Origin of the sequence: Actinophytocola sp. (assembly GCF_050699915.1) — a bacterium.
In the GTDB taxonomy this organism is placed as follows: domain Bacteria; phylum Actinomycetota; class Actinomycetes; order Mycobacteriales; family Pseudonocardiaceae; genus Actinophytocola.
The window spans coordinates 1-12,660 of sequence record NZ_JBOHGA010000189.1; the positions used below are offsets into that span (position 1 = coordinate 1).

The 12,660-nt window shown below is 71.9% G+C and carries 14 protein-coding genes; 10 read left to right on the forward strand and 4 right to left on the reverse strand.

The window, feature by feature from the left end; all coding sequences use genetic code 11:
* The 4 genes from ACRDSK_RS25975 to ACRDSK_RS25990 form a co-directional block, all read right to left on the reverse strand.
* Positions 1 to 570: urease accessory UreF family protein (locus tag ACRDSK_RS25975; RefSeq protein ID WP_431443897.1), on the reverse strand; the 570-nt coding region annotated here is incomplete at its 3' end.
* Positions 571 to 583: 13 nt separating this feature from the next.
* Positions 584 to 2,299, reverse strand: coding sequence for an urease subunit alpha (locus ACRDSK_RS25980; RefSeq protein WP_431443898.1), 1,716 nt, complete (start codon positions 2,297 to 2,299; stop codon positions 584 to 586).
* Complete coding sequence (locus tag ACRDSK_RS25985) at positions 2,296 to 2,583, reverse strand: urease subunit beta (RefSeq protein WP_431443899.1); 288 nt, start codon at positions 2,581 to 2,583, stop codon at positions 2,296 to 2,298. Before ACRDSK_RS25985 ends, ACRDSK_RS25980 begins: the two co-directional genes overlap by 4 nt.
* A 9-nt stretch (positions 2,584 to 2,592) precedes the next feature.
* A complete protein-coding gene (locus ACRDSK_RS25990) occupies positions 2,593 to 2,895 on the reverse strand; it encodes an urease subunit gamma (protein ID WP_431443900.1) in 303 nt (100 codons plus the stop codon).
* Between the two features lie 177 nt (positions 2,896 to 3,072).
* Between ACRDSK_RS25990 and ACRDSK_RS25995 the strand changes: the two genes are divergently transcribed.
* The 10 genes from ACRDSK_RS25995 to sepH form a co-directional block, all read left to right on the forward strand.
* Positions 3,073 to 4,233 carry a citrate synthase 2 gene (locus ACRDSK_RS25995; RefSeq protein WP_431443902.1) on the forward strand — a complete coding sequence of 387 codons (1,161 nt, stop codon included), beginning with the start codon at positions 3,073 to 3,075 and terminating at the stop codon, positions 4,231 to 4,233.
* Positions 4,234 to 4,325: 92 nt separating this feature from the next.
* Positions 4,326 to 4,883 (forward strand): hypothetical protein, encoded by a 558-nt coding sequence (locus ACRDSK_RS26000; RefSeq protein ID WP_431443903.1) that lies wholly within the window; start codon positions 4,326 to 4,328, stop codon positions 4,881 to 4,883.
* 383 nt (positions 4,884 to 5,266) lie between these two features.
* Positions 5,267 to 6,103 carry an ABC transporter ATP-binding protein gene (locus ACRDSK_RS26005; RefSeq protein WP_431443904.1) on the forward strand — a complete coding sequence of 279 codons (837 nt, stop codon included), beginning with the start codon at positions 5,267 to 5,269 and terminating at the stop codon, positions 6,101 to 6,103.
* Entirely contained in the window at positions 6,100 to 6,927 is an 828-nt protein-coding gene (locus ACRDSK_RS26010) for an ABC transporter permease (protein ID WP_431443905.1), read from the forward strand. The genes ACRDSK_RS26005 and ACRDSK_RS26010 overlap by 4 nt, the downstream gene beginning before the upstream one ends.
* A complete protein-coding gene (locus ACRDSK_RS26015; RefSeq protein WP_431443906.1) occupies positions 6,885 to 8,108 on the forward strand; it encodes a sensor histidine kinase in 1,224 nt (407 codons plus the stop codon). Before ACRDSK_RS26010 ends, ACRDSK_RS26015 begins: the two co-directional genes overlap by 43 nt.
* Positions 8,105 to 8,734: a response regulator gene (locus ACRDSK_RS26020; RefSeq protein WP_431443908.1), complete on the forward strand. Its 630-nt coding sequence runs from the start codon at positions 8,105 to 8,107 to the stop codon at positions 8,732 to 8,734. The genes ACRDSK_RS26015 and ACRDSK_RS26020 overlap by 4 nt, the downstream gene beginning before the upstream one ends.
* An 80-nt stretch (positions 8,735 to 8,814) precedes the next feature.
* Positions 8,815 to 10,173 carry a serine hydrolase domain-containing protein gene (locus ACRDSK_RS26025; protein WP_431443909.1) on the forward strand — a complete coding sequence of 453 codons (1,359 nt, stop codon included), beginning with the start codon at positions 8,815 to 8,817 and terminating at the stop codon, positions 10,171 to 10,173.
* Between the two features lie 135 nt (positions 10,174 to 10,308).
* Complete coding sequence (gene serC / locus ACRDSK_RS26030) at positions 10,309 to 11,454, forward strand: phosphoserine transaminase (RefSeq protein WP_431443910.1); 1,146 nt, start codon at positions 10,309 to 10,311, stop codon at positions 11,452 to 11,454.
* Positions 11,455 to 11,457: 3 nt separating this feature from the next.
* The gene (locus ACRDSK_RS26035; RefSeq protein WP_431443911.1) at positions 11,458 to 12,294 is read left to right on the forward strand and encodes a phosphoribosylaminoimidazolesuccinocarboxamide synthase; all 837 of its coding nucleotides are present in this window, start codon (positions 11,458 to 11,460) and stop codon (positions 12,292 to 12,294) included.
* A gap of 120 nt (positions 12,295 to 12,414) precedes the next feature.
* Positions 12,415 to 12,660, forward strand: a 246-nt coding sequence (sepH, locus tag ACRDSK_RS26040; RefSeq protein WP_431443912.1) for a septation protein SepH, incomplete at its 3' end; no start/stop codon positions are given.

Consider the following 12,660-nt stretch of genomic DNA (forward strand, 5'->3'; position numbering starts at 1 on the left):
CGCCGCGACCGACCGCAACTCGGGCGCCAGCACGGTGACGACCCCGTTGACCCGCAACGGATCCAGGCCGAGCAGCCGCACGGCGGCGCTCGCCGGCCCGCTCACCGACAGGTACGCCGCCGCGAGCGCCGCGTCCGCTGGTGCGCCGCCGAAGGCCGCCGTCGCCGCGCCGAGCACGATCGCGTGGTGCGGGCGCGGCGTCGCTGACAGCAGGACGCGCAAGGATCTTCCACACCGACTGTCCACAATGGGGACAACGCTGACGGCCCGCGCGGTCGCCCGCCCCTGGGCGCGGGAGGCGGCGCGCTGTGCCGCCGACGGCGTCCGGGCGTCCAACTCCATGTCCAAAGTGGACCACAGGTCGGCGCCGCGGGCCGCGGCGTGTGCCGCGGCGGCCGCGAACACGGCCGCGAGCGCGCCGGCCGCGCGCAGCCGGCCAGCCAGGAACGGCGACAGGTCGTCCTCGGTCCGCACCAGCCCGCGCGCGACCACCTCCTCCAGCCCGCCCGAGTGCACGTGCCCGCCCCCGGGGAACCGGGAGTCGGCCAGCAGCAGCGCGGCGATGTCCATCAGACGCCCCTGGCTAGAACAGGAAGTACCGCTGCGCCATCGGCAGCTCGGTCACCGGCGCCGGCTCGATCAGCTCGCCGTCGACGTGCACGGCGAAGGTGTCCGGGTCGACGGTCACGTCCGGCAGGGCGTCGTTGGCGATCATGTCCGTCTTCGTGACCCGCCGAGTGTCCGCGACCGCCACCATCGGCGTCGCCGTACCGAGACGCTCGGCGAGCCCGAGCGCGGCGTCGGCCACGAAGTGCAGGCTCGACGCCGAGGCGACCCGCGGGGCGGCACCGTACATCGGCCGGGCCAACACCGGCTGCGGCGTGGGGATCGAGGCGTTCGCGTCGCCCATGGCCGCCCACGCGATGAACCCGCCCTTCAACACGAGCGAGGGCTTCACCCCGAAGAACTTCGGCTCCCACAACACCAGGTCGGCGAGCTTGCCGACCTCCACCGAACCGATCTCGTGCGCCAGCCCGTGCGCGATCGCCGGGTTGATCGTGTACTTGGCCACGTACCGCCGCGCCCGCAGGTTGTCCGCCGTGGCGTCGCCGGGCAGTACGCCGCAGCGGCGCTTGTTCACGTGCGCGGTCTGCCAGGTGCGGATGATCACCTCGCCGATCCGGCCCATCGCCTGCGAGTCCGAGCCGATCATCGAGATCGCGCCGAGATCATGCAGCACGTCTTCGGCCGCGATCGTCGACGGTCGGATCCGGCTCTCCGCGAACGCGAGGTCCTCGGGCACCGACGGGTTCAGGTGGTGGCAGACCATGAGCATGTCGAGGTGCTCGTCGATGGTGTTCACCGTGTGCGGCCGGGTCGGGTTGGTCGACGAGGGCAGCACGTTCGGCAGGCTCACCACACGGATGATGTCCGGCGCGTGCCCGCCGCCCGCGCCCTCGGTGTGGTACGCGTTGATCGACCGGTCGGCAATGGCGTCCACTGTGGACTCGACGAAGCCGGCCTCGTTCAGGGTGTCAGTGTGGATCGCCACCTGCACGCCGGACTCGTCGGCCACCCGCAGGCACGCGTCGATCGCCGCCGGCGTCGTGCCCCAGTCCTCGTGCAGCTTGAACCCGCCCGCGCCGGCGGCGAGCTGCTCGCGCAGTCCCTCGGCCGACACCGTGTTCCCCTTGCCCAGCAACAGGACGTTCACCGGCTGACCGTCCATCGCGGCCAGCATCCGGCCGAGGTTGAACGCGCCGGGGGTGACCGTGGTGGCCTTGCTGCCCTCGGCCGGCCCGGTGCCGCCGCCGATCAGCGTGGTCAGCCCGGACGCGAGCGCGGTGTCGGTCAACTGTGGACAGATGAAGTGCACGTGGCAGTCGATCCCGCCGGCGGTGAGGATCTTGCCCTGGCCGCCGATCACCTCGGTCGACGGCCCGATCACGAGCGCGGGGTCGACGCCGTCCATCGTGTCCGGGTTGCCGGCCTTGCCGATCCCGACGATCCGCCCGTCCCGCACGCCCACGTCGGCCTTGACAACGCCCCAGTGGTCCAGCACCACCACCCCGGTGATCACCAGGTCCGGCGCGCCTTCGGCGCGGGTCGCGGTCGACTGGCCCATCGACTCGCGAACCACCTTGCCACCGCCGAAGATCACCTCGTCGCCGGAGCCACCCGGCCCGAGGCAGCGGTCCTCGGTGACCTCGACGAGCAGGTCGGTGTCGGCCAGCCGGATCCGGTCCCCCACGCTCGGCCCGAGCAGCGACACGTAGCGGGCGCGGTCGACGGCGGTCACGAGCGCAGCCCCGGTACCACGCCCCGCCCGGCCAGCGGCACCAGCGACACCTCGCGCTCCACGCCGGGCTCGAAGCGGACGGACGTGCCGGCCGGGACGTCGAGCCGGTGGCCGCGCGCGGCGTCGCGGTCGAACTCGAGCCCTGGGTTGGCCGCGGCGAAGTGGAAGTGCGAGCCGACCTGCACGGGCCGGTCGCCGGTGTTGCGCACGACCAGCGCCAGCCGCGGCCGGCCGGGGTTGAGCTCGACCGGCTCGGCGGCCGGCAGGATCTCTCCAGGCGTCATGGCGGCCTCTCAGACGATGGGGCTGTGCACGGTCACGAGCTTGGTGCCGTCCGGGAAGGTCGCCTCCACCTGCACGGAGTCGAGCATCTCGGGGATGCCGTCGAGCACCTGCTCCCGGCCGAGCACCGAGCGGCCGCTGGACATCAGCTCGGCGACCGGGCGACCGTCCCGCGCGCCCTCGACGACGTGGTCGGTGATCAGCGCGACGGCCTCCGGGTAGTTCAGCCGCACACCGCGGGACAACCGCCGCCGGGCGATCTCCGCGGCCATCGCCACCAGCAGCTTGTCCCGTTCGGCGGGTGTCAGGTGCATGAGAGAGGTGTACCACCGGGAGGTGGCCGTTCCGGTTCCGGAAACGCACGCGTAACACCGGCGTTCTGAATCGTTCTCCTGAATCGTGACCGATGCCACCAGCTCCGCCGATTGCCACCGGCCCCCGGGCAGGAGGAAAGTTGCGATGTTCGGGGAGTTTCGGGAGAGGCTGAAGCCATGCACAGCGCGGTGCGGAAGATCGACACGACAGCGGCGGCGGAACCGGCGGAACCGGACGATGGCTTCCGCCCCGGGCTGGAGGGCGTGGTCGCCTTTCGCACCGAGATCGCCGAACCGGACCGCGACGGCGGCGCGCTCCGTTACCGCGGCGTGAATATCGAGGACCTCGCGGGCAAGGTGACGTTCGGCGACGTGTGGGCGCTGCTCGTCGACGGCCGTTTCGGCAAGGGCCTGCCGCCGGCGGAGCCGTTCCCGATCCCGGTGCACACGGGCGACGTCCGGGTCGACGTGCAGGCGGCCCTGGCCATGCTCGCGCCGATCTGGGACTACCAGCCGCTGCTGGACATCAGCGACGTCGAGGCGCGCGAGCAGCTCGCGCGGGCGTCGGTGATGGCGCTGTCGTACGTGGCGCAGTCCGCGCGCGGCATCGGCCGGCCCGCGATCCCGCAGCGACGGATCGACGAGTGCACGACGATCACCGAGCGGTTCATGACGCGGTGGCGCGGCGAGCCGAACCCGGCGCACGTCAAGGCGATCGACGCGTACTGGGTGTCGGCGGCCGAGCACGGGCTGAACGCGTCCACGTTCACCGCCCGGGTCATCGCCTCCACCGGCGCGGACGTGGCGGCGTCGCTGTCCGGCGCGATCGGCGCGATGTCCGGCCCGCTGCACGGTGGCGCGCCGGCCCGGGTGCTGCCGATGATCGAGGAGGTCGAGCGCATCGGCGACGCGCACAAGGTCGTGTCGTCGATCCTGGACCGCGGCGAGCGGCTGATGGGCTTCGGCCATCGGGTGTACCGGGCGGAGGACCCGCGGGCCCGGGTGCTGCGGCGCACCTGCCACGAGCTCGGCGCGGCCCGCTACGAGGCGGCGGCCGAGCTGGAGCAGGCGGCGCTGGCCGAGCTGCGGGAACGACGGCCGGACCGGGCGATCGAGACGAACGTGGAGTTCTGGGCGGCGGTGATCCTGGACTTCGCCCAGGTGCCGACGCACATGATGCCGGCGATGTTCACCTGCGCCCGCACGGCCGGATGGTGCGCGCACATCCTGGAGCAGAAGCGAACCGGCCGCCTGATCCGGCCGTCCGCCCGCTACGTCGGTCCGGCGCCGCGGCTCCCGGAGGACGTCGAGGGCTGGGACACCATCAGCCCCAGCTGATTTCCGCCGTACGGCCGGTTGACCTCACGGTTACTTTGGGTACGTTCACCTGTGAGTAGCGTGTTCGTCGACGGACCTACGGAGATGACGTCATGCCACGGCCCACGCTCCCCCGGCTCAAGCTGCCCAGCCTCGCGCGCTGGCGGAACCGAGACCCGGATGCGGAGCACGACGGGCTGCTGCTGATCGCGGAGATCGCCGGGGTCGCGGTCGTGACCTGCATCGTCGCCGGGTTCGTCCTGATGGCCGCCACGAGCGGCGGCGACGCGACGACCACGAGGCCGGCCGTCCCGACGATCACCGACGCAGGCGGCCCCGCGCCAGCCGCGCCCGACCCCGAGCTGGCACTACCGCCGGACCTGCCGGAGCCGCCGGCCATCGCGCCACCCACGACCACCAAGACGACGAAGGTGGTCGCGCCGAAGCCCAAGCCACCGAAGCCCAAGCCGGCTCCGAAACCGCCTCCGCCCGACAACGACGATGACGACGGCGACGACGGCCCTGGCAACGGGAACGGCAACGGCGGGGATGACGACGGCCAGACCGCATGGCCCTGGTCCGACTGCTCACCGGAGGGCTCACGGGCGGAAACCCCGAAGCGCCACCTGCCCCTGGTCTGCCGAGACGGCCACTGGCACTTCGTATCCTGACCCGCCGCGCACCCACACAACCGCCGACAAGCGCCGCGAAATTCGCCCCCTCTGGATGGCGGCCCCCACCCTCTCCGGGGGGCGGCCCCGGTTCCAATACTACCCGGGGGCACCGACATTCTCGGGGTGCTTGATCGACTTGTGGACAACTCGCCGCCCTGTGGATGACTCGGCGGCCGGGGCAAGAGCTGCAGACCGGCGCGGACCAGACGGCGTGGACGTGGGCCGCGGCAAGGTAGCGCGGCAAGCCGGCGCGGCAAGGAGGCCGTGGGCAAGTCAGCGTGGACCAGGCGCGGTTGACGGTGTGTCCGTCGATCGGTTGACAGTGGGGTTCAGTCGCGTGGGCGTTCCGTCTTGAGCCGGGCGGGAGCACGATTTCTGGCATGACCGCCATTCAGGTTCGAGGACTGCGCAAGTCCTACGCCGACATCGCCGCGGTGGACGGCGTCGATCTCGACATCCCGTACGGGCAGGTGTTCGCGCTGCTCGGGCCTAACGGGGCCGGCAAGACGACCACCGTCGAGATTCTCGAGGGGCACCGGACTCGCACCGCCGGCGAGGTGTCCGTGCTGGGCCAGGACCCGGGCAGCGCCGGCCGCACGTGGCGGGCCCGCATCGGGATCGTGCTGCAGACCGCCAACGACGCCGCCGAGCTGACCGTTCGGGAGAGCGTCCGCCACTACGCCGGCTACTACCCGAGCCCCGCCGACCCGGACGCCGTCATCGCGCAGGTCGGGCTCACCGAGAAGGCGGGCTCGCGCGTCAAGCAGCTCTCCGGCGGCCAGCGCCGGCGCCTCGACGTGGCGCTCGGCATCATCGGCCGGCCCGAGCTGGTCTTCCTCGACGAACCGACCACCGGGTTCGACCCGCAGGCGCGCCGGCAGTTCTGGGACCTCATCCGCGCCCTCGCCGCCGACGGCACCACGATCCTGCTCACCACCCACTACCTCGACGAGGCCGAGGCGCTCGCCGACGAGGTCGCCGTCATCTCCGGCGGCAAGATCGTCGCCAGCGGCACGCCGGCCACGCTCGGCGGCCGCTCCACCGCCAAGGCCACCGTCAGCTGGGTCGACGAGACGGGCTCCCACTCGGTCGTCACCGAGACCCCGACCGCGGTCGTCAACGAGCTGTCCTCCGGCGGTCGTGAGCTCGCCGAGCTGACCGTGACCCGGCCGAGTCTCGAGGACACCTACCTGCAGCTGATCGGAGGCACCCGATGACCACGCTCACGGACCGCCCGGCCCTGCCCGGCGTGCTGACCCTCGGCCTCTCCCGCGGCGCGATCGAGCTCAAGCAGTTCTTCCGGTCCCGGGAACAGGTCGTCTTCACGTTCACCTTCCCCGCGATCATCCTGATCCTGCTCGGCTCGGTCTTCGGCGACTCCTTCAGCGGCACCGGCGTCACCGCCGGCCAGGTGTTCGCCGCCAGCATGGCCGGGTCGGGCATCATCGCGACGTCGTTCCTCAACCTGGGCATCAGCGTCGCGCAGGACCGGGACGACCACACGCTCAAGCGGCTGCGCGGCGCGCCGATCCCGGCCTCGGCCTACTTCATCGGCAAGATCATCCTGGTCGCGGTGGCGAGCATCGCCGAGGTGATCCTGCTGGTCGCGGTCGGCATGCTGTTGTTCGACGTGGAGCTGCCGAGCGGGGCCGACCGCTGGTTCACGTTCGCCTGGGTGTTCGTCCTCGGCACGATCTCCTGCTCGCTGCTGGGCATCACGGTCAGCTCGATCGCGAAGTCCGCGCAGGCGGCCGCCGCAGTGGTGAACCTGCCCTACATCGCGCTGCAGTTCCTGTCCGGCGTCTACATCATCCCGATCACCGACCTGCCCAGGTGGATGATCGACGTCGGCTCGTTCTTCCCGGTCAAGTGGGTCGCCCAGGGGTTCCGTTCGGTGTTCCTGCCGGACAGCATGACGGTGATGGAGGTCGCGGGATCATGGGAGCACGGGAAGACGGCGCTGGTGCTGGGCGCGTGGTGCGTGATCGGAGTGGTGTTGTGCCTGCTGACGTTCCGGTGGACCAACCGCAACGAGAACTAGTCGCCACCGCGGCCGCGCCGGACGCCTGGCAGCGCTGGTTCTGGCTCTGGGAGGTCTACTTCGCGATCGGCTACGTCGCGTGCGTCCTGCTGATGTTCAGCGAGACCGACGTGACGCCGGCCGGCCACGCGGTGGCGATCGGCATCCTGACCGTCATGGCGCTCTGGTACGTCACGTACGGCCGGGCCGCCATCACCGCGAGGGACGCGTGCTCCGCGTGGCGTGGCCGGGTCTTCATGATCGGAATGGTCGCCCTGCTCGTCGCGGGCGCGTTCGTCCAGTCGTCCATGTCGTTCACGCTGTTCGCCTTGTGCCCCATGGCGTTCATGGCGCTGGACGTGCGCGAGGCGGTCCTCGTCATCATCCCGGCGAACCTGACCCCGGTGCTGACCGCGCTGGCGGAGGACGGCCTCGAGACCGCGCTCTACGGGTTCGTCCCGGGCACGTTGCTGACGATCACGTTCGCGGTGCTGCTCGGCACGTGGATCACGCGGATCATCACCCAGAGCGAGGAGCGCGGCCGGCTGATCCGCGAGCTCGAGGAGAGCCGGGAGGAGAACGCCCGGCTCTCCCGCGAAGCCGGGGTCGCCGCCGAGCGGGCCCGGCTCGCGGCGGAGATCCACGACACGCTGGCGCAGGGCTTCACCAGCATCGTCACGCTCGTGCAGGCCGCGGAGTCCGAACTGGACGGTGACCGCGACAAGGCACGGCGGCACCTCGAGCTCGCGGCCCGCGCCGCACGGGAGAACCTCGGCGAGGCGCGAGCACTCGTCGCGGGCCTGGTGCCCTCCGCCCTGGGCACCGGGTCGCTGGACGAGGCGATCCGCCGCCAGCTCGAGCGGCTCGCGGAGGAGACGTCGATCAAGGCGAGCTACCGGGTGGACGGCGAGAGCGTCGTGCTGCCCACGGTGACCGAGGTGGTGCTGCTGCGCGCGGTGCAGGAGTCGCTGACCAACGTGCGCAAGCACTCCGGCGCGTCCGAGGTGTCGATTCGCTTGCGGGTCCACGGTTCCGCCGCCGTGCTGCGAGTCGCCGACGACGGTTCCGGGTTCGACACCGACCGGCCGTCGGACGGGTTCGGGCTGATCGGCATGCGGTCGCGGGCCACGCAGGTCGGCGGCACCCTGTCCGTCCACAGTGGAGATTCAGGGACGACGGTCCAGCTGGAGGTGCCGCGTTGATCCGGGTCATGCTGGTCGACGACCATCCGGTGGTCCGCGAGGGACTGCGCGGGATGCTGGAGGCCGAGGCGGACCTGACGGTCGTCGGCGAGGCCGGTTCGGGCGAGGAGGCGGTCGCGCAGGCTCGCGTGGTCGAGGCGGACGTGATCCTGATGGACCTGCGGATGCGCGGGCTGGACGGGGTGGGCGCGACCGAGCGGATCCTCGCGGAGTCCCCGGGCGCGCGGGTGGTCGTGCTGACGACGTACGAGACGGACGCGGACATCCTGCGCGCGGTCGAGGCGGGCGCCTCGGGGTACCTGCTCAAGGACGCGACGCGGGCGGATCTGGCCGGCGCGATCCGGGCGGCGGCGCGCGGCGAGACCGTGCTCGCGCCCGCGGTGGCCGGGCGACTGGTCAACCAGATGCGCCGGCCGGTCGCCCAGACGCTGTCCGCGCGTGAGGTGGAGGTGCTGGCGCTGGTCGCGAAGGGACTGCGCAACGCGGACATCGGCCGGGCGCTGCACATAACCGAGGCGACCGTGAAGACCCACCTGCTGCGGGCGTTCGGCAAGCTCGGCGTGTCCGACCGGACCGCCGCGGTGACGACCGCGATGGCGCAGGGCCTGCTGCCCCGACTCCCCTGACGACGGATCGTTAGCTTTGTTAATTGGTAACGCCGCATGACCGATCCAGTCGCGCCGGGTCATCGGCAAGAATGCGGCTCATGCTGGAGACCACCGAGTTCGCCTTGCTCCGCCGGATCGCCGCGGAGCAGGCGGAGCGCCGCGCGCCTTCGCTGATCGCCGCCGTCGTTCGCGGCCAGGACCTGTTGTGGTCCGGCGCGCGGGGCAACGTGGACGGCAGCGCGCCCACGGCCGACACGCAGTACCGGATCGGGTCGATCACGAAGACGTTCATCGCGGTGCTGGTGATGCGGCTGCGGGACGAGGGCCTGCTGGACCTCAACGACTTGCTGGACAAGCACGTCAGCGGCACGTCGTTCGGGCACCTCACGGTGGCGCAGCTGTTGGCGCACACGGCCGGGCTGACGTCGGAGTCGCCGGGCGAGTGGTGGGAGCGGGCGCCCGGCGTGGACTGGCCGGCGCTGGTGGAGAGCATGTCGCGCGAGCCGGCGCGGCACCGGGCGGGCGAGCGGTTCCACTACTCGAACGTCGGGTACGGGGCGCTCGGGCAGCTGATCGCGGAGCTGCGGGGCATGTCGTGGACGTCGGCGCTGGCCGAGGAGGTCCTCGCGCCGCTGGGGATGACCCGCACGACGGCGATGCCGGCGGCGCCGCACGCACCAGGCCTGGCCGTGCACCCGTACGCGGACGTGCTGATGCCCGAGCCGACGCCGGACGCCGGCGCGATGGCGCCCGCCGGGCAGCTGTGGTCGACCCTGGCCGATCTCGCGCGGTGGGTGCGGTTCATCGGCGGGGACACCGCCGGCGTACTGGCTCCGGAGACGGTCGCGGAGATGCGCTTCCCGGCGGCGGTCGAGGACGGTATGGCGTGGACCTCGGGGTACGGCCTCGGCCTGCAGACCTTCCGGTCGGAGGGGCGCCAGTACGCGGGTCACGGCGGCTCGATGCCGGGCTTCCTGGCGAGCGTGGTGGTCGACCCGACGACGACCACGGGCGCGGTGGCGATGACGAACACGACGGCCGGGGTCGGGGTGTCGGCGCTGACGTTCGACCTGATCAAGCTGGTGGACGAGTACGAGCCGGCGCTGCCGGTGGAGTGGGTGCCGCAGCCGTCGGTCCCGTCGGCCATGCTGGCGCTGACGGGCGAGTGGTTCTGGGGCCCGATCCCGTTCGTGCTGCGGCTGCTCGGTGACGGTTGGCTGGACCTGCGTCCGCCGTCGGGCACCGGGCGAGGTTCCCGGTTCCGCCCGGTGCGCGAGGACGTGTGGGAGGGCCTGGAGGGCTACTACGCCGGGGAGACGCTGCGCGTGCACCGCCACGCGGACGGCAGCCCGCACCACATGGACCTGGCGACGTTCGTCTTCACGCGCACCCCGTACGACCCGACCGCCCCCATCCCCGGCAGCCTGGACCTGGGCACCTGGCCGACGGAGGGCTGAGCGCCGAGCTCCATCGCGTCACCACCGCGGCCTGACCGCCCCCGGACCGGGGCGTCAGGTCGATGAGAGAGACTGGAGACCCCCGGCAATGGCGCCGGCACGACCGCCATCCGTACTGCCGAGAGGCGCCGCCACATGACGCAGTCACCGACCACCGGGACCGATCCGAGCTCGATGATCCTGCCCACGGATCTCAAGCCGGCCGACGGGCGGTTCGGGGCCGGGCCGTCCAAGGTTCGGCGGGAGCAGCTCGCCCGGCTCGTCTCCGACGGGGCCGCGCTCATGGGCACCTCGCACCGGCAGAAGCCGGTGAAGTCCCTGGTCGGACGGGTTCGCTCAGGACTCAAGGAGCTCTTCGCGCTGCCCGACGGCTACGAGGTCCTCGTCGGCAACGGCGGCACCACCGCCTTCTGGGACGCCGCCGCCTTCGGGCTCGTCCGCGAGCGCGCCCAGCACTTCACCTACGGCGAGTTCTCCGCGAAGTTCGCCAAGGTCACCCAGGACGCGCCGTTCCTGGGCGACTCGATCGTCGTCAAGGCCGAGCCGGGGACCGCGCCGAAGATCGAGTACGCCGAGGGCGCCGACCTCGTCGGCTGGGCGCACAACGAGACCTCGACCGGCGTCGCGGTGCCCGTCGGGCGCCCGCAGGGGTCCGCCGCGGCGCTGGTCGCGATCGACGCCACCTCGGGTGCCGGCGGGCTGCCGGTGCGCGCCGAGGACTTCGACGTCTACTACTTCGCCCCGCAGAAGTCCTTCGCCTCCGACGGCGGGCTCTGGCTCGCCCTGATGAGCCCCGTCGCGCTGGAGCGGGTCGCCGAGATCGGCGCGAGCGGCCGCTGGGTGCCCGAGTTCCTCTCGCTCACCACGGCGCTCGACAACTCGCTCAAGGACCAGACCTACAACACCCCGGCCGTCGCCACGCTGTTCCTGCTGGCCGAGCAGATCGACTGGATGCTCGAACACGGCGGCCTGGCCTGGACGACCGCGCGCACGAAGGACTCGTCCGACCGGCTCTACGAGTGGGCCGAGAAGACCGAGTACACGTCGCCGTTCGTGGCCGACCCCGCGCATCGCTCGCAGGTCGTCGGCACGGTCGACTTCGCCGAGGGCACCGATGCCGCCGCGGTCGCGAAGGCCTTGCGCGCCAACGGGATCGTCGACGTCGAGCCCTACCGCAAGCTCGGCCGCAACCAGCTGCGGGTGGCCATGTTCCCCGCCATCGAGCCCGACGACGTCACCGCGCTCACCCGGTGCGTCGACTGGCTGGTGGAGCGACTCTGACGCATGCGCCACATCTACAGCGGCAAGGTCCGCGAGATCTACTCCGACGGCGCCGACCTGCTGCTCGTCGCGTCGGATCGGGTGTCGGTGTACGACGTGGTCCTGCCGACCCCGATCCCCGACAAGGGCGCGCTGCTCACCCAGCTGTCCGTCTGGTGGTTCGCCGAGCTCGCCGACGTCGCGCCCAACCACCTGATCTCGGCCACCGACGTGCCGGCCGAGCTCGCCGGCCGGGCGATGCGCTGCCGGCGCCTGGACATGGTCCCGTTCGAGTGCATCGCCCGCGGCTACCTCGCCGGCTCCGGCCTGCGCGAGTACTCGGCCACCGGGGCGATCTCCGGCGTCGAGCTGCCGCCCGGGCTCGCGGAGGGCAGCCGGCTGCCGGAGCCGATCTTCACCCCGACCACGAAGGTCTCCGACGGCGGCCACGACGCGCCGGCGACGTTCGCGCAGGTGGCCGCCGAGGTCGGGGTCGAGACCGCGGAGTCGCTGCGCGCGCTCACGCTGGAGGTCTACCGGCGCGGCGCCGAGCGGGCCGCGGCCGGCGGGATCATCGTGGCCGACACGAAGCTCGAGTTCGGACACTCGCCGGACGGGGTGCTGACCCTGGCCGACGAGGTGCTCACGCCGGACTCGTCCCGGTTCTGGCCGGCGGACGAGTGGCAGCCGGGCCGCCCACAGCACGCGTACGACAAGCAGTTCGTGCGCGACTGGGCGGCGGGCACCGGTTGGGACAAGAAGCCGCCGGCACCCGAGCTGCCGGCGGACGTCGTCACCGCGACCCGAGCGCGGTACGTCGACGCCTACGAAAAACTGACCGGTACGGTCTGGCGTGGCTGACCGGGCGCGAGCAAGATCATGCGCACGGTACCCGGCGCGCCTCGCACGTCAAGGCGACCCGCCGATCTACCGTGGGCAGCTGGCGAGGTGAGGTCTGTTTCAGGTCGCGAGGAGGCCGCGTTGCGTGCGCTGCGGGTCGTTGGACTCGGAGATGACGGTAAGGTCGTCATCTGCGAGAACGACCGCGGCGAGCGCTTCCAGATTCCTGCGGATGAACGGTTGCGGGCGGCAGCCAGAGGCGACATCACCCGACTCGGCCAGATCGCAATCGAGCTGGAGAGCCAGATGCGTCCTCGTGAGATCCAGTCCCGCATCCGCGCGGGAGAGTCCGTAGACCAGGTCGCGGCCGCGGCCGGAGTACCGGGG

Bases quoted from the DNA above. Each gene is read 5' to 3' on its own strand.
- ACRDSK_RS25985 (WP_431443899.1), bottom strand. From the start codon at position 2,583: ATGACGCCTGGAGAGATCCTGCCGGCCGCCGAGCCGGTCGAGCTCAAC.
- ACRDSK_RS25990 (WP_431443900.1), bottom strand. From the start codon at position 2,895: ATGCACCTGACACCCGCCGAACGGGACAAGCTGCTGGTGGCGATGGCC.
- ACRDSK_RS25995 (WP_431443902.1), top strand. From the start codon at position 3,073: ATGCACAGCGCGGTGCGGAAGATCGACACGACAGCGGCGGCGGAACCG.
- ACRDSK_RS26000 (WP_431443903.1), top strand. From the start codon at position 4,326: ATGCCACGGCCCACGCTCCCCCGGCTCAAGCTGCCCAGCCTCGCGCGC.
- ACRDSK_RS26005 (WP_431443904.1), top strand. From the start codon at position 5,267: ATGACCGCCATTCAGGTTCGAGGACTGCGCAAGTCCTACGCCGACATC.
- ACRDSK_RS26010 (WP_431443905.1), top strand. From the start codon at position 6,100: ATGACCACGCTCACGGACCGCCCGGCCCTGCCCGGCGTGCTGACCCTC.
- ACRDSK_RS26025 (WP_431443909.1), top strand. From the start codon at position 8,815: ATGCTGGAGACCACCGAGTTCGCCTTGCTCCGCCGGATCGCCGCGGAG.
- serC (WP_431443910.1), top strand. From the start codon at position 10,309: ATGACGCAGTCACCGACCACCGGGACCGATCCGAGCTCGATGATCCTG.
- ACRDSK_RS26035 (WP_431443911.1), top strand. From the start codon at position 11,458: ATGCGCCACATCTACAGCGGCAAGGTCCGCGAGATCTACTCCGACGGC.